The organism is Burkholderia pyrrocinia, assembly GCF_018417535.1.
Lineage (GTDB): Bacteria > Pseudomonadota > Gammaproteobacteria > Burkholderiales > Burkholderiaceae > Burkholderia > Burkholderia pyrrocinia_E.
In genome coordinates, this window is record NZ_CP070977.1 from 2,606,871 (window position 1) to 2,626,130 (window position 19,260).

General features: G+C 66.7%; 18 protein-coding genes and 1 pseudogene. 7 read left to right on the forward strand and 12 right to left on the reverse strand.

From position 1 onward, the window contains the following. Window positions 1-24: 24 nt before the first annotated feature. Window positions 25-1,623: an APC family permease gene (locus JYG32_RS12110; protein WP_213263669.1), complete on the reverse strand. Its 1,599-nt coding sequence runs from the start codon at window positions 1,621-1,623 to the stop codon at window positions 25-27. 420 nt (window positions 1,624-2,043) lie between these two features. Here JYG32_RS12110 and JYG32_RS12115 point away from each other — a divergent pair, with 420 nt between their 5' ends. After that, a complete protein-coding gene (locus JYG32_RS12115; RefSeq protein WP_006477070.1) occupies window positions 2,044-2,247 on the forward strand; it encodes a cold-shock protein in 204 nt (67 codons plus the stop codon). 97 nt (window positions 2,248-2,344) lie between these two features. On the opposite strand, the gene JYG32_RS12120 is transcribed toward JYG32_RS12115, so the two are convergent. From JYG32_RS12120 to JYG32_RS12130, 3 genes are all read right to left on the reverse strand, one after another. Then, the gene (locus JYG32_RS12120) at window positions 2,345-3,595 is read right to left on the reverse strand and encodes an Hsp70 family protein (RefSeq protein ID WP_213263670.1); all 1,251 of its coding nucleotides are present in this window, start codon (window positions 3,593-3,595) and stop codon (window positions 2,345-2,347) included. A gap of 187 nt (window positions 3,596-3,782) precedes the next feature. Then, a complete protein-coding gene (locus JYG32_RS12125) occupies window positions 3,783-4,388 on the reverse strand; it encodes a nitroreductase family protein (RefSeq protein WP_174379426.1) in 606 nt (201 codons plus the stop codon). 155 nt (window positions 4,389-4,543) lie between these two features. Continuing rightward, on the reverse strand, window positions 4,544-5,827 hold the full coding sequence (locus JYG32_RS12130) for an MFS transporter (RefSeq protein ID WP_213263671.1): 1,284 nt from the start codon (window positions 5,825-5,827) through the stop codon (window positions 4,544-4,546). A 215-nt stretch (window positions 5,828-6,042) separates the two neighbouring features. Between JYG32_RS12130 and JYG32_RS12135 the strand changes: the two genes are divergently transcribed. Together JYG32_RS12135 and JYG32_RS12140 are read left to right on the forward strand one after the other, a co-directional pair. Then, window positions 6,043-6,663: a TetR/AcrR family transcriptional regulator gene (locus JYG32_RS12135; protein WP_174379424.1), complete on the forward strand. Its 621-nt coding sequence runs from the start codon at window positions 6,043-6,045 to the stop codon at window positions 6,661-6,663. 75 nt (window positions 6,664-6,738) lie between these two features. Continuing rightward, on the forward strand, window positions 6,739-7,311 hold the full coding sequence (locus JYG32_RS12140) for a DUF1415 domain-containing protein (RefSeq protein WP_174379423.1): 573 nt from the start codon (window positions 6,739-6,741) through the stop codon (window positions 7,309-7,311). Window positions 7,312-7,360: 49 nt separating this feature from the next. Here the strand turns inward: JYG32_RS12140 and JYG32_RS12145 are convergent, their stop codons facing one another. The 5 genes from JYG32_RS12145 to JYG32_RS12165 form a co-directional block, all read right to left on the reverse strand. Further along, complete coding sequence (locus JYG32_RS12145; RefSeq protein WP_174379422.1) at window positions 7,361-8,248, reverse strand: class I SAM-dependent methyltransferase; 888 nt, start codon at window positions 8,246-8,248, stop codon at window positions 7,361-7,363. Window positions 8,249-8,337: 89 nt separating this feature from the next. Further along, window positions 8,338-9,471 (reverse strand): methyltransferase, encoded by a 1,134-nt coding sequence (locus JYG32_RS12150; RefSeq protein ID WP_213263672.1) that lies wholly within the window; start codon window positions 9,469-9,471, stop codon window positions 8,338-8,340. A gap of 125 nt (window positions 9,472-9,596) precedes the next feature. After that, window positions 9,597-9,929 carry a YegP family protein gene (locus JYG32_RS12155; RefSeq protein ID WP_034183695.1) on the reverse strand — a complete coding sequence of 111 codons (333 nt, stop codon included), beginning with the start codon at window positions 9,927-9,929 and terminating at the stop codon, window positions 9,597-9,599. Window positions 9,930-10,096: 167 nt separating this feature from the next. After that, window positions 10,097-10,591: an LEA type 2 family protein gene (locus JYG32_RS12160; protein WP_034183694.1), complete on the reverse strand. Its 495-nt coding sequence runs from the start codon at window positions 10,589-10,591 to the stop codon at window positions 10,097-10,099. Window positions 10,592-11,007: 416 nt separating this feature from the next. Next, window positions 11,008-11,217 (reverse strand): hypothetical protein, encoded by a 210-nt coding sequence (locus tag JYG32_RS12165; protein ID WP_174379420.1) that lies wholly within the window; start codon window positions 11,215-11,217, stop codon window positions 11,008-11,010. Window positions 11,218-11,234: 17 nt separating this feature from the next. Between JYG32_RS12165 and JYG32_RS12170 the strand changes: the two genes are divergently transcribed. Then, a complete protein-coding gene (locus JYG32_RS12170) occupies window positions 11,235-13,403 on the forward strand; it encodes a M1 family metallopeptidase (protein WP_213263673.1) in 2,169 nt (722 codons plus the stop codon). A 137-nt stretch (window positions 13,404-13,540) separates the two neighbouring features. Here JYG32_RS12170 and JYG32_RS12175 read toward each other — a convergent pair whose 3' ends face one another. Further along, entirely contained in the window at window positions 13,541-14,461 is a 921-nt protein-coding gene (locus tag JYG32_RS12175; RefSeq protein WP_213263674.1) for a LysR family transcriptional regulator, read from the reverse strand. Window positions 14,462-14,622: 161 nt separating this feature from the next. Here JYG32_RS12175 and JYG32_RS12180 point away from each other — a divergent pair, with 161 nt between their 5' ends. Next, the gene (locus JYG32_RS12180) at window positions 14,623-15,600 is read left to right on the forward strand and encodes a quinone oxidoreductase family protein (RefSeq protein WP_213263675.1); all 978 of its coding nucleotides are present in this window, start codon (window positions 14,623-14,625) and stop codon (window positions 15,598-15,600) included. Between the two features lie 24 nt (window positions 15,601-15,624). Next, window positions 15,625-15,774: pseudogene (locus JYG32_RS12185) on the forward strand (DUF1427 family protein); the annotation flags it as partial. A 24-nt stretch (window positions 15,775-15,798) separates the two neighbouring features. On the opposite strand, the gene JYG32_RS12190 reads toward JYG32_RS12185, so the two are convergent. Continuing rightward, window positions 15,799-16,827, reverse strand: coding sequence for a transporter (locus JYG32_RS12190; RefSeq protein WP_174379416.1), 1,029 nt, complete (start codon window positions 16,825-16,827; stop codon window positions 15,799-15,801). Between the two features lie 206 nt (window positions 16,828-17,033). After that, complete coding sequence (locus JYG32_RS12195; protein ID WP_213263676.1) at window positions 17,034-18,002, reverse strand: phage tail protein; 969 nt, start codon at window positions 18,000-18,002, stop codon at window positions 17,034-17,036. Between the two features lie 121 nt (window positions 18,003-18,123). Between JYG32_RS12195 and JYG32_RS12200 the strand changes: the two genes are divergently transcribed. Beyond that, entirely contained in the window at window positions 18,124-18,969 is an 846-nt protein-coding gene (locus JYG32_RS12200; protein ID WP_213263677.1) for a M15 family metallopeptidase, read from the forward strand. Window positions 18,970-19,260 lie beyond the last annotated feature (291 nt).

A 19,260-nucleotide genomic window follows, 5' to 3' on the forward strand; every position in this document is an offset into this window, starting at 1 on the left:
CCGAATCCGGCGGCAGGTCAGGCATCAGGCGCCGACTCCTTCGAGAATCTCGTCGTGCGACTCGCGCTCGTCGAGATACTTGGTCCGGTAGCCGGATTTCGCGCCCCAGAAGTAGAACACCAGCGCGATTGCCGCGACGATCAGCATGTCCCAGCCGTACGGCAGGACGCCGTAGCCGCCGAACTCCTTGCTGCCGATCAGCGACAGCACGGCCATCGTCGGCAGGTACGCGACCAGCCACCATGCGGCCTTCAGGTCTTCACCCCAGCCGGTCCAGCCCGACTTCGCCTGGAAGAAGAAGTACACCGGCAGCGCGACGATCATCAGCAGGATGATTTCGCCGGTCAGCGGCCACTTCGCCCAGTACAGGATCAGCGACGCGCAGACGAACGCGAACGGTGCAATCAGCTTCATGCCCGGGATCGACAGCGGCCGCTCGATGTCGGTTGCCGAACGGCGCAGCGCCATCAGGCTGATCGGGCCGGTCAGGTACGAAATCACCGTCGCGACCGAAATCACCGCCGCGAGCGAACTCCAGCCGCGGAAGAAGAACAGGAAGATGAACGAAACCAGCAGGTTGAACCACATCGCCTGACGCGGCACGCCGTAGAGCGGGTGCACGTTGCCGAACATCTTCGGCATCGTGTTGTTGCGCTCCATCGCGTAGATCATCCGCGTCGTCGTCGCCATGTAGGTCGTGCCGGTGCCGCTCGGGCTGACGAACGCGTCGACGTACAGCATGATCGCGAGCCAGTTCAGGTTCAGCGCGATCGCCAGTTCGGCGAACGGCGACTTGAAGTTGAAGTGCGACCAGCCCTTCGCGATGTCGGTCGGATTCACCGCGCCGATGTACGCGACCTGCAGCAGCACATAGATCACGAGTGCGATCAGGATCGACGTAATCACCGCGAACGGCACGCTGCGCGACGGGTTGCGCGCTTCGCCCGCGAGGTTGACCGGGCTCTGGAAGCCGTTGAACGCGAACACGATGCCGCTCGTCGCGACCGCGGTCAGCACCGCCGACCAGCCGTACGGCGCAAAGCTTGCATTGGATGCGGTGCCGAGATTTTCCGAGTGGAAGCTCGTCAGCATCAGGCCGAGGATCGTGAGGCCGGGAATCAGGAACTTGAAGATCGTGATCGCGGTATTCGCACGCGCGAAGGCCTTCACACCCCAGTAGTTCAGCATGAAGTAGATGACGACCAGCACGGCCGACAACAGCAGGCCGGGTGTCGTCAACTCGCCGTTCACGAACAGCGCGTGTGCCCACGGATACGGCCACGTGCTCATGTACTGGATCGACGCTTCGGCCTCGATCGGGATCACGGAGACGATCGCGATCCAGTTGGCCCATGCGCTGATGAAGCCCACCAGCGAACCGTGCGAGTAGCGCGCGTAGCGCACCATGCCGCCCGACTCGGGGAACATCGCGCCCAGTTCGGCATACGTCAGTGCAATTGCGAGAATCACGACCGCGCCGATGATCCATGCGCAGATCGCCGCCGGACCGGCGATCTTCGCGGCCTTCCAGGCACCGAACAGCCAGCCCGAGCCGATAATCGAACCCAGCCCCGTCAGCATCAATGCAAACGGGCCGATGTTCCGTTGAATAGAACTCTTCACATCCTCTCCTGTGTCTCAAAAAGCATGGTCGGCCTGCGGTCCGGGATCGGCTCGGACAGCACCGCGCACGCATTCTTGGGGGGACGAGTCATCCGATCGGGGCAACCCGTCCGCGCGGCGCGTAGTTTAACGGTTGCACCTCAAACGTGGCGCCTAAATCGATCGGCCCCTACAAAAAATTCGCATCGCTTGCAAGCTTTGTAAACCTGATCTACGCAATAACCCTGAGTGCATGGAAATCCGGTTGACCACGCAGTCGATTAGCCGTATAAAGGACTTCGCAGGATTTCAAGCGGCGAGTGAATTGGTTCTTTCGTAGTTCGCCCATCAACGGTACTCCGGTTGGTCCTATTACCCCTTCCTTGATTTTCCGCACCCCATGGGCTTCGGCCCCGTTTTATCTTTTTAGGAACAAGTAACATGGCAACCGGTACCGTCAAGTGGTTCAATGACGCAAAGGGCTTCGGCTTCATCACCCCGGAAGGCGGCGGCGACGATCTGTTCGCGCACTTCTCGGAAATCCGCGTCGAAGGCTTCAAGACGCTGCAAGAAAACCAGAAGGTTGAATTCGAAGTGAAGACGGGCCCGAAGGGCCTGCAAGCTGCGAACATCCGTCCGGTCTAAGCTTGGCGCGATAATTCGTGTTAAAAAGCCCCGCTTCGGCGGGGCTTTTTGTTTTTCTGCGCCAGTCCGGCACGGCGGCAATACAGCCGTCCGCCGTTCACCCAAAGAGGCGCTGCGCGTGAATGCCGAGCCCCGTCGCGACACTCGCCAGGCGGTCGCCGAACACCGGCTGCGCATCCGGGAACGCACCCGCGAGCGCGCCCGACAGGAACGCGAGCCCGGTCGAGCCGCCGGTGAAATACAGTGCGCCGACGTCGCGCGGCGCGACACCCGCAAGCCGCACCGTCTCGCGCGCGGCGTCGACGATACGCGCGGTGTCGTCGCGACTCGCATCGACGAGGCGATCGGAATCGAACGCGATCAGCAGATCCTCTTCCACATCGTTCAGGTCGATCATCGTCTCCCCGCCCGCCGCGACGCCGATCTTCGCTTCTTCCGCGCGCGCCATCAGCGCATGCCCGAGCCGCTGCTCGACCACACTCGTGAGCCGGTCGTATTGCCGCACATCCTGGTACAGGTGCTTCATCAGCTTCAGCTCGCCGAGCCGCTTCGGCGTGTAGACCGTGTTGATCAGGTGCCAGGTCGCGAGATCGAAGTAGATCTTGTTCGGCAGTTCACGCCCTTCGGGGTCGAGCGAACGGTAGCCGAACGCGGGCAGGATCGCCGCCAGCTCGACACGCCGGTCGTAATCGGTGCCCGCGACGTGCACGCCATGGTGGGCCAGCACGTCCTCCTTGCGCTCGAGCCGCGCCATCCGCTCGGGCCCGACGCGCACCAGCGAGAAGTCGGACGTACCGCCGCCGATGTCGGCGACGAGCACGAGGCGCTCGGCCTGCTGGCGCGATTCGTAGTCAAACGCGGCGGCGATCGGTTCGTACTGGAAGTGAACATCCGCGAAACCGACCGACTGCGCGGCCGCCTCGAGCTGGTCCTGCGCGAGGCGGTCGGCGCGCGGATCGTCATCGACGAAAAACACCGGCCGGCCGAGCACCGCACGGCCGATCGGCGCGCCCGCGCGCGCTTCGGCCTTGCGCTTCAGGTGCGTCAGGAAGCGCGCGATGATTTCGGTGTACGCGATCGCGCTGCCGTCGCCGAGATCGGTCGTCGTTTCCGCGAGCGGCGAGCCGAGGATGCTCTTCATCGAACGCATCAGCCGGCCGTCGAAACCGTCGATATAGGATGCCAGCGCCGCGCGGCCGTACTCGACCGTCTCTTCGTCATTGTTGAAGAAGATCGCGGTGGGCAGCGTCAGGTGGTCGCCCTCGACGGGCGCGAGGCGCATGCCGTCGCCGTCGGGCAGCGCCACGGCGGAATTGGACGTGCCGAAATCGATCGCGCAGTAAGTCATGGGAAGTTGCCGCAGCAGGGCCGACGCGAAAACGGAAAGGACGGGCTTTTTAACATGAAGCCCGCGGGATCACAACCGGGGCCGGCCACTGGTACCGCGGAACGGGCGTCGGTGGCGACGGCGCGCGGCTGGCGCGCCGGGGATACGCGCGGACGGGACGCACGATGCATGCCACCCGCTTCGCAGGTCAGGCTGCCGCGTCGAAGCTCTTCTTCCACGCGCCCGCATACACGACCTCGCCGATCGCATGACGCGTACGCGGCGCCTTCTCGCGATCGCGCAGCACGGGATCGAGCTTGTCGACGTTGCCGTAGTGGCCAAGCGAGATGATCGACAGGATCGCGACGTCGGCCGGAATCGCGAACGCGTCGCGGAACCCCTTCGCGTCGAAACCACTCATCTGGTGCGCGGCAAGGCCCAGCGCGTGTGCCTGCAGCACGAGCGACATCGCGGCCGCGCCGGCGTCGTACAGCGCGGTCGGCGCCGGTTCGCCCTTCGGCGTGAGCGTGTGCGCGGTCACCGCGATCAGCACGGGCGCCGGCGCATTCCAGCCCTGGTTGAACGGCACCAGCGTCGCGAACGCGCGCCTGAACGCATCTTCGTCCTGCGTGCGATCGAATACGATGAAGCGCCACGGCTGCGCGTTGTACGCGGACGGCGCCCAGCGCGCGGCTTCAAGCACCGCGTGCAGATCACCGGCGCTGACGGACTCATCCGAATACGCACGCGGGCTCCAGCGGCCCGCGATCAGATCGTGAATCGAAACGGTGGTGGGAGCAGGTTTGACGGACATGCGGTTCCTCGCTGACATCGATGAAGGGGCGCGAACGCCTGGCGAACCGCAAGCATACCCGCTCGGGCGGTTGCGCGCCCGATCCGCCCACGCTATGCAAATCGTCGATCCTGCATAGGCCGGCCGCATGCGGCGCGGCCGGCCGGGCACCGCCGTCAGGCTGCCTGCGCGGCTGCGCGTGACGGGCCGCGGTTGATCCGCAGCACGATCAGCGCGCCGACGATGCACAGCCCGCCCGAGATCATCGACGCGATCGTGTAGGTGCCGAGGCTCGCACGCAGCAACCCCGCGCCGAGCGCCGCGAACGCCGCGCCGAGCTGGTGACCGGCGACGATCCAGCCGAACACGACCGGCGCCGCAGCCTTGCCGAACACGTCGGTCGCGAGCCGCACGGTCGGCGGCACGGTCGCGATCCAGTCGAGCCCGTAGAACATCGCGAACAGCGGCAGCCCGAAGAAATCGATCCCGAACGCATGCGGCAGGTAGATCAGCGACAGCCCGCGCAGCCCGTAATACCAGAACAGCAGCACGCGGTTGTCGTAACGGTCGGACAGCCAGCCCGACAGCGTCGTGCCGAACAGGTCGAACACGCCCATCGCGGCGAGCAGCGACGCGCCCTGCACTTCGGTCATCCCGTAGTCGCTGCACATCGCGATCAGGTGCGTGCCGACGTAGCCGTTGGTGCTCGCGCCGCAGATGAAGAAGCTAAAGAACAGCAGCCAGAAGTCGCGCGAGCGGCTCGCCATCAGCAGCGTGCGGAACGCGACCGCGAGCGGGTTATCCTTCGTCGCTTCGGGCGCGGGCGGCGCATCGGCCGGCTCGCCGTACGGGCGCAACTGCACGTCGGCCGGCCGTTCGGGCAGCAGGAACGCGACGAGCGGAATCACGATCGCGGCCGCCACCGCGACGACCAGCACGACCGGCCGCCAGCCATGGCGCTGCGCGATCGCCGCGAGCATCGGCAGGAACACGAGCTGGCCGGTGGCCGTGCTCGCGGTCAGGATGCCCATCACGAAGCCGCGCCGCGCATGGAACCAGCGCGTGACGAAGGTTGCGGACAGCGTCAGCGCGACGACACCCGTCGAGCAGCCGACCATCAGGCCCCAGATCACCACCATCTGCCAGCTCTGCGTCATCATCGACGACAGCGCGACGCCCGCGCTCATCGTCACGAGCGCGGTGAGGATCGTCGGGCGCAGCCCGAAGCGCTGCATCGCGGCGGCCGCGAACGGGCCCGTCAGCCCGTACAGCGCGATGTTCACCGAGATCGCCAGCGAAATCGCCGCGCGGCTCCAGCCGAGTTCGCGCTCGAGGGGCACCATCAGTACGCTCGGTGTCGCGCGCGTGCCGGCTGCCGCCAGCAGGATCAGGAATACCACCGCCGCCGCGAGCCATCCGTAGTGGAAGCGCCCGCGGATTCGTGTCACTGCCCAGTTCATCTTCATGTTCTCCAGTTGGCGGCGCCGGTGCCATCGCCCCTGCCCCGCCCAGCCAGGCCACCTCCGCCGCACACTGCATCGGCTGACCCGGGCCGACGCTTGGCATTTGTCTGTCGATCCGGCCGGCATTGTTACCGATCGGTCACAAGTGTGTTGCGATCGTAGTTACCAGTCGGTAACATGTCAAGCAATTCATCACGCAGTCGAGGGTCATCATGTCCGGCATCGAGATCGCCAAACCGCCAGCACGCCGCACGCGCCGGCCGATCGACGGGGCCACCGCGCACGAGCACCTGCTGCGCGCCGCCGAGGAGCTGTTTTACAGGGAGGGCGTTCGCACGGTCGGCGTCGAGGCGGTCGTCGAGCGCGCGGGCGTCAACAAGATGAGCCTGTACCGCCAGTTCTCGTCGAAGGACGAGCTGATCCTCGCGTATCTGGAGCGGATGGACGCATGCTTCTTCGAGCGTCTCGACACGAGCGCCGCCAAGCATCCGGGCCAGCCGAAGGCGCAATTGATCCAGTATTTCGTCGATCTTGCCGAGCGCGCGACGCAGAAGGACTATCGAGGCTGCCCGTTCGTCAACGTCGCCGCGGAATTCCCGGATGCGTCGCACCCGGCGCGCGAGCGCGTCGCGCAGAACAAGGAACAGTTGATGAAGCGGCTCGTCGGGCTGTGCGAAGGCGCCGGCGCGCGGCAGCCGCAGGCGCTCGCCGATGCGCTCGCGCTGGTGGTCGAAGGCATCTACGCGGCGAGCCAGACCTACCGGCACGGCGAAACGCCGATCGGCACCGCGCCCGCGCTCGTCACGCAGTTGATCGAGGCCGCCTGCGCATGACGGGCGGCGCGCGCCCGTGTGCGGCGCGCCCGTTACAATGCGGCCTCGCCGTTCTTCCGCCCGTTACGTCCCGCCATGACCGACACCCGCCCCGAATCGCACGACGACATCCTCGCCGCCACGCGGCACTGGCTCGCGCGCGCGGTGATCGGGCTCAATCTGTGCCCGTTCGCGAAAAGCGTCTATGTGAAGGAACAGGTGCGCTACGCGATCAGCGAAGCGACGACGCTCGAAGACGCGCTCGCCGAGCTCGAAACCGAGCTGCGCGCGCTCGACGCGGCGGACCCGCAGCAGGTCGACACGACGCTCGTGATCTTCCCGCATGCGTTCGCCGATTTCGTCGACTACAACGATGTGCTGTTCTTTGCCGACCGGCTCGTGCAGCAGTTGCGGCTCGACGGCGTGCTGCAGATCGCGAGCTTCCATCCGCAATACCGGTTCGAAGGCAGCGAACCCGACGACATCGAGAACTACACGAACCGCGCGCCGTACCCGATCCTGCACCTGCTGCGCGAGGACAGCATCGCGCGCGCGGTCGAAGCGTTCCCGGACGCGTCCGCGATCTACGAAAGGAACCAGGAAACGCTGCGCCGCCTCGGCCACGACGGCTGGCGCGAATGGATGCGCCGGCCTGGCGACGACGTGTGACGCGCCACGCGGGCGCGCCGGCCGTTACGCGGTTCGGCCCGCCCGCGCGTCAGCCTGCGGCCGGTTCGACGGCCTCGCCGCCCGCCGCGGCCTCCGGCACGAAGAAGCGCTCGTTCAGTTCGGCGAGCCCGAACATGCCGAGGATCTCGTTCAGCCGTTCGCCGGGGCGCCGGCGCGGCAGGTTCTTGTACTGCGCGATGATCAGCTCGTTCTTCATCGAATGCTCCCAGCCGACCAGCTCGGTCACGCTGACCTGATAGCCGTGCGCTTCGAGCTGCAGGCAGCGCAGCACGTTGGTGATCTGGCTGCCGAATTCGCGCGTATGCAGCGGATGCCGCCACACCTCGGTCAGCGCGCTCGCGAGCGACTTACCCTTGTTCCTGCGCAGCACGCCCGCGACTTCCGCCTGGCAGCACGGCACCAGCACGATGTGCTGAGCGCGCTTCGCGAGCGCGAAGCGGATTGCGTCGTCGGTCGCCGTGTCGCACGCGTGCAGCGCGGTGACGACGTCGACCGTTTCGGGCAGCTGCGGCGACGTGATCGAATCGGCGACCGACAGGTTCAGGAACGACATGCCGCCGAACCCGAGCCGCGCGGCGAGCTCGGCCGAGCGCGTGACGAGCTCCTCGCGCGTTTCGATCCCGTACACGTGCGACGCGAACGCCGGCGTGCCGTGCCCCGGCTGCTGCTTGAAGAACAGGTCGTACAGGATGAAGCCGAGATACGACTTGCCGGCGCCGTGATCGACGAGCGTCACGCTGCCCTTGTCGGCCTGCACGCCGGCAAGCAGCGGCTCGATGAACTGGAACAGGTGATAGACCTGCTTCAGCTTGCGGCGGCTGTCCTGGTTCAGCTTCCCGTCGCGGGTGAGGATGTGCAGTTCCTTCAGCAGCTCGACGGACTGCTCCGGGCGGATTTCGTGGGTCTTGTTGGACATCGTGAAGCGGCGCCGGGCCACGGTCGGTCGACCACGGCCCGGCGACGGGAATTCGTGAGGAATGGCGACAGTTTACCGAAAATGCGCGGTCAGGCTCGTGCGCCGAGCCGCCACAGCGACGTGACCTCGGCGCGGCGCGCCGCGTGCAGCGGATCGTCGGCGTCGGTCGACTTCGGGTGCGCGGGGCGGATGTCGTCGCGGCCGAGCACGATGAGGCCCGCCTCGTCGATCCATTGCAGCAGCGTGTCGCGCGGCCGCAGGCCGAGATGCTCGGCGAAATCGGACAGGATCAGCCAGCCCTCGCCGCCCGGCTCGAGATGCGCGGCGAGCCCGGCGAGGAAACCGCGCAGCATGCGGCTGTCGGGATCGTAGACCGCGTATTCGATCGGCGCGCTCGGCCGGGCCGGCACCCATGGCGGGTTGCAGACCACGAGCGGCGCACGGCCGGCCGGAAACAGGTCGGCTTCGACGATGTCGACCCGATCCGCATGACCGAGCCGTGCGACGTTCTCGCGCGCACAGGCGAGCGCACGCTGATCCTGGTCGGTCGCGACGACGCGCTCGACGCCGCGCGACGCAAGCACGGCCGCGAGCACGCCGGTGCCCGTGCCGATGTCGAACGCGAGCGACGTCGCGGGCAGCGGTGTGCGCGCGACGAGTTCGACGTATTCGCCGCGCACCGGCGAGAACACGCCGTAGTACGGATGGATCGGCGCGCCGCCGAGCGCCGGGATCGGCACGCCCTTCTTGCGCCATTCATGCGCGCCGACGAGGCCGAGCAGTTCACGCAGCGACACGACCGACGGCGCGCCGCCGGGGCCGTACGCCTCCTCGCATGCGGCGCGCACGTCGGGCGCGCGGCGCAGCGGGATCGTGTAGTCGGCGTCGAGCGGGATCAGCAGCATCCCGAGCGTGCGGGCGCGCTGCGACTGCGCGAGACGATGCAGGTTGAATGCGTCGACGCCGGCCGCGGCTTTCGCCTTCTTCGGCTTGCGCTCGACACGGCGTGCCATCGCCTGCACGAGCTGGCGCGCATTCTGGAAGTCACCCTGCCAGACGAGCGCGGTACCCTCGCACGCAAGGCGGTAGGCCGCGTCGGCAGTGACGCGGTCGTCGGCGGGCACCGCGCGCTTCGGCGGTTGCACACCGGCTTCGGAGCGCCAGCGCACGGCATGATCGGCGCCGTCGGCGTCGGTCCAGTGGAAAACGGGGAAATCGGTCACGCGAGCTCGGTTACGGTTGACTTCAACGGGCGGCGGCATCGCGCCGCGCGGCCCACACCTTACCGCGCTTTGCCTGCGCGGCAAAGCGCGGGCGGCGGCACGCACCGCCGCCCGGGACGCGCGCGTCAGGTCTCGTCGTCGAGCGCCGCGTCGGGCGCGTTCTGCTTCACCGACGCGATGCCGTTCTCGCGGCCCGCTTCGGCCTTGTACAGCTCGCTCGTGCCGATGATCTCGTGATTACCGGCCTTCAGGTTGAACATGAACTGGCCGTTGCTCGCGGTCTTGCGCTCATAGCGCGCGTCGTCCGGCGCGTTCTTGCGCACCGACGCGACGCCGTTCTCCGCCGACGCCTTGGTCTTGTAGAGCTCGCTGCGCAGGATGATCTCGCCGTTGCCGGCCTTCAGGTGGAACAGGAACTGACCGTCGCTCGCTTTCTTGATGACGAATTTCGCTGCCATTGGGATCCCCCTCGGGTGAAAGTTCGTCCGGCCCTCCGGACCCGGCCAGTTTAAGCGCGATCCCGCCATGAAAACGCAAGGTCGACGCAATTCAATCGTCAGGGAACGTCAAAGTCGGCGCGCGCCGCTTCGTCCGGCATGGCGCCGACATCCGGGCGGCGTGCGGGCTATCCGCCCCATCCCGGCATCGCGGGCAGGCGCAACGTACCCGCGTCGTTGAAGTGCACGGTGCCAAGCACGCCGCCGGCGAGCCGGCCGCGCAGCGCATACGGCAGCTCGCCGTTCGCGGCCGCGCCGGGCAGGTTCCATGCCTGCCGCGCGGCGGCGAACGCCGACACGGAAACGGGCACGTCGAGCACGGCCTCGCCGAAACGCGGCACGGTGCCCGAGCGATCGCTGACGCCGCTCGCGAACGGCGTGCCGTTCAGGTCGAGCGCAACCGAGATGCCGTCGTATTCGATCGGCGCATCGTTCGGGTTCTGCACGCGCAGCTTCAGGCTGAAGCGCATCTCGAGCCCCTGCCCGACGAGCGGGTCGAGCCCGGCGACCGACACGCGCACGGGGTCGCGCGTCAGCCCCGCACAACCGCCGAGCAGGAACACGGCGGCGAACAGCAGCAGCACGGCGCGCAACGGCGCGATACGGAACAGGGCTCGTGGCATGGGAAGGCCTCCTCGCGGCAATCGGTGAGCGGGTCGTCGATGCATTGTACCGAGCCTGCCGCGGCTCACCGGTTTTCGTAGTTTTCGCAGCCGCGCCAGATCGTTAATAGATTAAAACTACGAAATCACCAGACAAACGGAAAGCGTATTAATGACTTCCAGCATTCAATGAAGCGCAGAAAAATCAATAGACGCACTTTCTAAATTTTTCGTTTCCTTTACCTAAAACCATCAAGTATATTTACGCATCCTTCGAGCAAGCCGACAAACCTTGAAGCCGCATGACGGCGAATTTACGGAACGGCGACACGCCTTCCTGCCGTCCTGCGGCCTGGCCCGGCCAGCCCCGTAGGTCGTCGGTTCAAAGGGATTGCGCGCCCGCGCAGGGCGTGCGGCCCCGTGTCGTGCGCGCGAAATCAATTCAGTACAACACGCGCCCGTCCATTTTGAACCGGCAAGTTAACCGACATCCGGAAATCCAGAGGGGGCAGTAAACCATGATTACCTTCACGTAGTCGGCCGCCGTCTTTTCGAATAATCCGCCATTGGCATTTTTCATCGCTGTTGATTAACGGCGAGGGGATTGCTTTTGCCGGCGTTTTCGCAGCACTGAACGATTCTTTCATCAATCGAGGTTTCAGTCATGTCGATCAACATTCGCAAGATGCGTTATCTGCCGCTCGTCGCCGCACTCGCGCTCGCCGGGTGCGGCGGCGACGATGGCGGCGTGGGCTCGGCTTCCGCGCTCAGCTCCGCCGGCGCGCCGCACTCGGGCTCGTCGCCCGCCGTCACCGCGCCGCCGAGCGCATCCAACGTCGACAAGAGCGTATCGCCTGTCGAGTTGCCGGACACCGTCGTTCCCGTGAACTACCGGCTGTGGTTCCGCCCGAACGAAGCACTGAACGCGTTCGACGGCCGCGCCGACGTCGAGATCAAGGTGCTGAAGCCGGTCAACAACATCGTGATCGCCGGCCACCGGATCAAGTTCACGAACGGCCGCATCACGCTGCAGCCGGGCAACATCCAGTTGATCGCGACGCCGCAGGACAAGGGCGACTTCTACCAGTTGCGCCCCGTGAGCGGCACGATCTCGCCGGGCAACTATTCGTTGCACATGGAGTGGTCGGGCATCATCAACTTCAAGTCGTATGACGATCCGGTCGCGAAGACGGGCGGCAGTTGCGGCGACGATCCGTATCCGGGCTGCTCGGCCGCGGAAGGCATCTTCCGCGTCGACCTGAAGAGCACCGACGGCACGACGAGCGGCGCGATCCTCACGCAGGGCGAAACCAACCTGTCGCGCCAGTGGTTCCCCGGCTGGGACGAGCCGGCGTTCCGCCCGACCTATGAAGTGACGGCCGAAGTGCCGCAGAACTGGCGCGTCGTGTCGAACGCGGCCGAGAAGCCGTCGACCGGCATCGGCGGCGGCTACAAGCTCGTGCAGTTCGAGAAGACCCCGCCGATGCCGTCGTACCTGCTGTTCTTCGGCGGCGGCCTGTTCGACACCTACGAGGACGACTTCACGAGCCCGTTGCCGGGCGGCAAGGGCGGCCTGCACCTGCGCGTGTTCACGCCGCCGGGCATGAGCGACTGGGCGAAGCCGGCGATGGACCGCACCAAGCAGGCGCTCGACTACTACTACCGCTACACGGGCATCGCGCTGCCGCTCACGAAGTTCGACACGGTGGCCGCGAACGACGCATTCAAGGAGCAGAAGGACCTGAACTTCGGCGGGATGGAGAACTGGGGGTCGATCCTCGAGTTCGCCGACGACATCCTGCCGCAGCCGGGCCAGCCGATGTCGCGCTACGGCAACGAGGTGCTGACGCACGAAGTCGCGCACCAGTGGTTCGGCGATCTCGTCACGACCGACTGGTGGGACAACGTATGGCTCAACGAATCGTTCGCGACGTTCTTCGAGACGAAGACGACGATCCAGTTCTTCCCCGACGAGTTCAGCTGGCTCGACCAGGTGAAGAACAAGTACCGCGTGATCAATCGTGACATCGGCCCGAACGCGTTCCCGGTCGCGCCGAACTTCAACGGCTGGGCGTCGAACGACTTCGTGCTGAGCGCCAGCGCGTTCACGTACGACAAGGGCGGCCACGTGCTGAAGACGCTCGAGAACTATCTCGGCGAACAGACGCTGCGCAAGGGTCTGCAGCAGTACCTGGTCGACTACTCGTTTGGCAACGGCACGCCGAGGCGCCTGTGGGATGCGCTGTCGAAGGAGAGCGGCCAGTCGGTCGGCCCGATCGGCGACAGCTACGTGCGCCAGACCGGCGTGCCGCTGATCTCGCTCGACACGCAGTGCGACCTGACGAAGAACCAGACGATCGTCACGCTGAAACAGCAGCCGTTCCCGAACAAGAACACGTATCCGGGCCTGCAGTGGACGGTACCGATCACGCTCGCGTACGGCCAGGGTCTCGCGAAACACACGACGCTCGCGCTGAAGGATACGCAGACGCAAACGCGGATCGACGGTTGCACGGGCGTGGTCGCGGACCCGAGCGGGCTCGACTACTACGTCGTGAACTACAGCGACGCGGCCTGGAGCGGGTTGCTCACGCAGGTCAACGGCTCGACCGATCCGGTGCTGCTGTCGAACCTGAAGAGCGAGGCCGCGCTGCTCGTCGCGAACAACCTCGCGCCGGCTTCGCGCTCGACGTCGATCGGCTCGGTCGCTTCGCCGGCCGCGATGAAGCTGCGCCAGACGCCGACCTTCGGCGGCATCGCGCCGACGACGAAGGAACGCCCGGCACTGCAATACCAGGGCATCTTCAAGCCGCGCAAGGTAGTGACGCAGTAACGGTGCGCGCCCGGCCGGTGCCGCGCAGCCTGCGGCGCCGGCCGGCGTACCGGCCTTCCCGACCTTTGACGGGCCTCGCAAAGCGAGGCCCGTTTTTCTTTCGGCACGGCGCTATCGCCCGACGCCCCTTCCTGCCGTCACGCCCACGCGGCATCCCACGCCGGCTGCGCGAACCAGGTGGCGAGGAACGCGACGAGCCGCGACGCACGCGCGCTGCCGTGCGCCTGCTGGCGCAACACGTGGATCGTCGCGGGCTCGGGCGCCGCCGCATACTGCGGCAGCACCGCGCGCAACCGTCCGTCGCGCAGCGCATCCCCCACGAGCCAGGTCGGCAGGTGCGCGAGACCGAGCCCGTCGATCGCCGCTTCGAGCAACGCCTCCGAATGATTGCTGCGAAACCGCGGCTGCACCGGTACGTGGCGGCGGTCGCCGAAGCGCCACGCGCCCGGCGGCGGCGCGCCGTGCCACGCGAGACAGTCGTGTCCGGCGAGCGCGTCGGGCGATTCGGGTTCGCCGCGCCGCGCGAGGTAGGCCGCGCTCGCGCACAGCACGCGCCGCTGCGGCGCCAGGACGGTCGCGACAAAACGCGTGTCCTCGAGCGGACCGATGCGCACCGCGAGATCGACGTCGGAGCCGAGCCGCGCACCCTGCAGGTCGATCATGCTGTCGGTCAGCACCAGGTCGACCTGCAACGCCGGATGACGCTGCATGAACGCGGCCAGCGCGGCCATCAGGTGCAGCCGGCCGAACGGCGCCGGACAGTCGACGCGCAGCAGCCCGCTCGGTTCGTCGTGCTGGCTGTGCAGGTCTTCCTGCAGGCCGCGCAGCTCGGCCAGCATCCGCGTCGCGCGCCCGTACAGCAACTGCCCGGCCTCGGTCGGCCGCAGCGCATGCGTGGTGCGATGCAGAAGGCGGATGCCGAGCTGCGTCTCGAGCCGGTCGATGCGCCGCGTGACCGACGACGCGGCGACACCCAGCCGGCGCGCGGCCGCCGAGAAGCTCTGCTGGTCGACCACGTCGACGAACAGCGCCAAATGCGGGGAGAGGAAGTCGTCCATTCGGGGCCTTCGGATTTTGCTATGCGTAAAACGCAAAGCAATCATCCGCCTTTGCACGTTTCCGCGTCAAATCGGGACGACTAGACTGCTTTCATCCTTTCCACCCGTTGCACGCGCCGGCCCGTCAGGCAGCGCGGCAACCATCCGCCACGGAGATCATCATGCGCAGCATCCGCTTCGACGCCCCCGCCGCCGACATCGAGTCGCTCGACGCGCGTGTCAGGGAAATCGACCCACCCGTGCCGGCCGACGGCCAGATGCTGATCGAGGTACGCGCGGCCGGCGTCAACCCGAGCGACGTGAAGGCCGCGCTTGGCCGCATGCCGCACGCGGTGTGGCCGCGCACGCCCGGGCGCGACTGGGCCGGCATCGTGCGCAGCGGCCCGGACGGCTGGATCGGCGCGCCCGTATGGGGATCGGGCGGAGATCTCGGCGTGGGGCGCGACGGCTCGCACGCGGAATGGCTCGTGCTCGACGCGGCACTGGTGCGCCGCAAGCCGGCCGTGCTGACGCTCGACGAAGCAGCCGGCGTCGGTGTGCCGTTCGTCACCGCGTACGAGGGTTTGCGCCGGGCCGGCATGCCGACGGCCGACGACGTCGTGCTGGTGTTCGGCGCGAACGGCAAGGTCGGCCAGGCCGCGATCCAGCTCGCAACCGCGCGCGGCGCGACCGTGATCGGCGTCGAGCGCGGCCCCGACGGCTATCGCGGTCATGCATCGGGTGACGTGCACATGATCGACGCATCGAGCCAAACGGTGGCCGACGCGGCGCGCGCGGCGACCGGCGGCCACGGCGCGGACATCGTCTACAACACGGTCGGCAGCCCGTATTTCGAAGCCGCGAATGCGTCGATGGCGATCGGTGCGCGGCAGATCTTCATCTCGACGATCGACCGCAGCGTGCCGTTCGACATCTTCGCGTTCTATCGCGGCCAGCACACGTACGTGGGTGTCGATTCGCTGCAGCTCGGCGCCGCCGCGGTCGCGCAGATCCTCGACACGCTCGCGCCCGGTTTCGGCAACGGCACGCTGCGCCCGTTCCCGATCGGCGACGACTACGTGTACCCGCTCGAACGCGCGCACGACGCGTATCGCGCGGTGCTGGCCGGTGCACGCGAGCGCGTCATCCTCAAGCCCTGACGCCGGCCCACACGGGAGACCGCCATGACGGATTACGTGATTTCGCTCGCGGTGGGCCTTGGCGTCGGCGTGCTGTACGCGCTGCTGCACGTCCGCTCGCCGGCCCCGCCGCTCGTCGCGCTCGTCGGCCTGCTCGGCATGGTGATCGGCGAACGCGCGATCGCGCTGCTGCGTTGACGAGTTGATGCGGCGCCGGCGCTAGCGGTCGTCGCGACGGCGGAACGCCCACCATGCGGCAAGCGCCGTGAAGCCCGCGACGAGCAACACCATCATCCAGAAGCCGTGCTTGTTCTCCGAGAACGGCACACCGCCGACGTTCATCCCGAAGAAGCCGGCGACGATGTTGATCGGCAGCGCGATCACGGTCACGAGCGTCAGCGTGAACAGCGTCCGGTTGTTCTGCTCGTCGAGACGCGACCCGATCTCTTCCTGCAACAGCTTGATCCGCTCGTTGAGCCCCGACAGGTCGGCGAGCACCAGCGAGAACGCTTCGGTCGATTCGCGCAGTTCCTGCAAGTCTTCCGCGTGCAGCCACGCGGGCGGCTTCGCGAGCAGCCGGAAGATCGACCCGGGCTCCGGCGCGAGCATGCGCTGCAGGCGCGTCAGCGTGCGGCGCATCGCACCGAGCTCGATGCGGCTCGACGTGAGCCGCTGCGACAGGAAGCGATCCTCGATGCGATCGACGTCGACGCTCGTGCGCCGCATGATCTGGATCAGCAGGTCGGCCTGGTCATGCAGCAGGTGCACGAGCAGTTCCGCGGGCGACCGAAACCGCTCGCCGTCGCGCACGCACGCGCGCAGCGTGTCGACCGAGCGCAGCGGCTTGAGCCGCGCGGTGACCATGATGCGCTGCTCGACGTGGACGAACAGCGTCGCGATCTCCGACGGCGTCAGCTCGAGGTTGAACATCACGTCGTTGACGATCGCGCGCAACGCACCGTCTTCCTGCTCGATGCGCGTCGAGCGCGAACCTTCGTGGAGAAATTCGAAGAAGCTGTCGGGCAGCCCGAGATGCGTGCGCATCCAGCGCTCGCTCGCGCCGTGTGCAAGATTGAAGTGCAGCCAGACGAAATCGTCCGACGCGGCCGCATCGCGCGCGCGGCACGTGCGCAGCCACGCGGCGGCCGCGTCGGCGTCGAGCGTCGCGCCGGATCCGCCCGGAACGAAGCGGAAACCGCACACCATGCCGGACGTATCGGCGCCGTAAGTCTGTACGATCAGGTCCATCGTGTCGAAAGTCGTGCGGCGCGCGGCGCGCCGCACATCGCGGGTCGCGGGCCCGCGCCGGGAAAGGAAAGGAGACGTATGCCCGACGGGCGTGACGCACGCGTGACAGCGTCACACGGCATGATACCGGCAGCTTCCGCGCCCCAAATGCAACGCGCCGCCCAACAGGCGGCGCAGGTGCGACATCGCGGCGTGCACGAGACGTATTACTGCCGTGTCTCCGACTGCGCGGCGTTCGGGCACGCGGGGTCCTTGCCCCAGTGGCCGTCGCAGACGCGCCAGCGGCACAGCTGATCCTGGAAGAAGCCGCGCTCCGAACACTCCTTCACGCGCGCCCCAAGCGAGCCGGTCGCCGCCGCCGTCTTGGTCGGCACGGCCTGCGCCTTCTGCGCGGCGAGTTTCTTGTCGGCCGGCTTCGTGCGCGCGACGAGCGCCGCAAGCAGATCGGCATCCGGATCGTCCTTCCCGGCCGCCTTTGCGCTCGCGGTACGGGTCGACGCCGAGTCGCGGCGCTTCTTCGCCTGCGCGAGCTCGGCTTCCTGTTCCTTGCGACGCTTGCGGGCTTCGGCCTTCGTCTCGGCCTTCGTGTCGGCCTTGCCGTGCGCCGCGACCGTCGCGTTCTTCGCGGCGTCGGCCTTCGCGGTTTTGGTCGTCGCCGCTGCGGCGGCCGTGGCGGCTGCGGCCGCACCGGCCGTGGCCGCGCCCGATGTGTCGTCGGCGCCATTGGCGAGCGCGCGCGACAGACGGCTGTTGTCCGCGGCGGACGCGGACGATGCGGATGCAACGGTCTGGGAGGCCGTATCGTCGTTGACGATCGTGGCCGGTTGCACGGCGGACGCGCCATTCTGCGCGACCTGCACGGCGGTGTCGCTGGCCGGTGCGGCCTCCTTGGCCGGCGCCGCTGCGGGCGCGGCCGCAGCCGTGACAACGGCGGCCTGCTCGCCCGAATGCTGCTGCATGCGCCACGCGCCCCAGCCGCCGACGGCAACCACCAATGCCACGACGGCCGCGATCGGCGCCTTCAGCGAACGGCGCGGCGATTCGGCCGGCGGCGTGACACGTCCTTCCAGATTCGCGAGAATGCGCGATTGCTGAGCTCCTCCGTCGCCTGCCGGTTTCGTATCGGACAGCAAGCTGGGCGGAGTTTTCGAATTTGAATTTTCCGGCGCACTCATTCAGCGTCTCATTGAATCCTGGTTTAATTCACCGCGATAATATAGCCCGGCCTCTCGAAGCAGCCTGATTCTAAGAGCAAGCATTGCAAAACACAATCAATTCCAATTTCCGGGGATTTCGTTGATTGCCGTCGCACTCATCGCCTATTTCGCCCTTGCCGTCGCGGTTGCGGCACTGTTGCTTTTACCGGGTATCCGCGCGGCCGTTTTCGAATCCGTCGCCCAGTTTCACGGCCGTCTTACGCGCCGTGCGAACGATCGCGCCGCGCGTACGCGAAGTCAGATTGTTAAATCGGCAAGCGCTACGCGCGGCGCATTAAACGATGTGCAAAATTTACTGGTTCGGCGGCGCTTGATGATTATGGTATCGGCAGGTATTCTTGCGACGCCGCCATTGGTCGCCATTGCGTTACGCGGCCGGCAATTGTTCCAGTACGACGACACGGCGCGCGTGCCCGACGAGAAGATCGCCGCGCTGCTGCAGGGCGAACAGCTCGTGCCGCCGCCGCCGCTGCCGCCGGAAGTCTTTGCCACCAGGGAAGTCGAACAGGTGCGCCCGGCGCTGAAGGATGCGAGCCGCGACTGGAACCTGCTGGACCCGGATTTCCGTACGCGTTTGCTGCTGGTCTACAAGATCATGCACGAACAACATGGTTATGAAATGGCGCTGCTGGAAGGTTACCGGAGCCCGGAACGGCAAAACCGGCTGGCGCAGATGGGCGGCAACGTGACCAATGCGGCGGCCTTCCAGAGTTATCACCAATTCGGGCTGGCGGCCGACAACGCATTCCTGCGCGACGGCAAGCTGGTCATTTCCGAGAAAGATCCGTGGGCGATGCGCGGCTACCAGTTGTACGGCCAGGTCGCCGAGCAGGTCGGCCTGACCTGGGGAGGCCGATGGAAAATGATGGATCTCGGGCACGTGGAATACCATAAACCCGGTTTTAAACTGGGACGCGGCAGCTAGCCAGGGCTGCCGGACAGGAAATAATGAGGGCGGCATGGGGCTTTTTAATATCCCGGCAGGAAACGATATGGGCGACGCAAAAAATCGGGCATTCCGGTGCGCGATTTTTTCCGGCCGCCGCTTCCGTTTTAAATCTCACAGCGTCCTTTCATTAATGCGCGCGCCCTCTCCGATGCCGCGGGCGCATTGATGCCAGCCCCCTTCATCCCGTTTGACAGCATGGCGACACACCGCGGCGCCACCCTTGCCGCTGGGCGCGCCTGCGTCGCCTCACCGAATCGCACCGGAACC

Coding starts and splice junctions, on each gene's coding strand:
- JYG32_RS12165 (WP_174379420.1), bottom strand. CDS start 11,217: ATGAAAGAATCGTTCAGTGCTGCGAAAACGCCGGCAAAAGCAATCCCC.
- JYG32_RS12130 (WP_213263671.1), bottom strand. CDS start 5,827: ATGAACTGGGCAGTGACACGAATCCGCGGGCGCTTCCACTACGGATGG.
- JYG32_RS12160 (WP_034183694.1), bottom strand. CDS start 10,591: ATGCCACGAGCCCTGTTCCGTATCGCGCCGTTGCGCGCCGTGCTGCTG.
- JYG32_RS12175 (WP_213263674.1), bottom strand. CDS start 14,461: ATGGACGACTTCCTCTCCCCGCATTTGGCGCTGTTCGTCGACGTGGTC.
- JYG32_RS12120 (WP_213263670.1), bottom strand. CDS start 3,595: ATGACTTACTGCGCGATCGATTTCGGCACGTCCAATTCCGCCGTGGCG.
- JYG32_RS12140 (WP_174379423.1), top strand. CDS start 6,739: ATGACCGACACCCGCCCCGAATCGCACGACGACATCCTCGCCGCCACG.
- JYG32_RS12170 (WP_213263673.1), top strand. CDS start 11,235: ATGTCGATCAACATTCGCAAGATGCGTTATCTGCCGCTCGTCGCCGCA.
- JYG32_RS12125 (WP_174379426.1), bottom strand. CDS start 4,388: ATGTCCGTCAAACCTGCTCCCACCACCGTTTCGATTCACGATCTGATC.
- JYG32_RS12190 (WP_174379416.1), bottom strand. CDS start 16,827: ATGGACCTGATCGTACAGACTTACGGCGCCGATACGTCCGGCATGGTG.
- JYG32_RS12180 (WP_213263675.1), top strand. CDS start 14,623: ATGCGCAGCATCCGCTTCGACGCCCCCGCCGCCGACATCGAGTCGCTC.
- JYG32_RS12145 (WP_174379422.1), bottom strand. CDS start 8,248: ATGTCCAACAAGACCCACGAAATCCGCCCGGAGCAGTCCGTCGAGCTG.
- JYG32_RS12195 (WP_213263676.1), bottom strand. CDS start 18,002: ATGAGTGCGCCGGAAAATTCAAATTCGAAAACTCCGCCCAGCTTGCTG.
- JYG32_RS12115 (WP_006477070.1), top strand. CDS start 2,044: ATGGCAACCGGTACCGTCAAGTGGTTCAATGACGCAAAGGGCTTCGGC.
- JYG32_RS12155 (WP_034183695.1), bottom strand. CDS start 9,929: ATGGCAGCGAAATTCGTCATCAAGAAAGCGAGCGACGGTCAGTTCCTG.
- JYG32_RS12135 (WP_174379424.1), top strand. CDS start 6,043: ATGTCCGGCATCGAGATCGCCAAACCGCCAGCACGCCGCACGCGCCGG.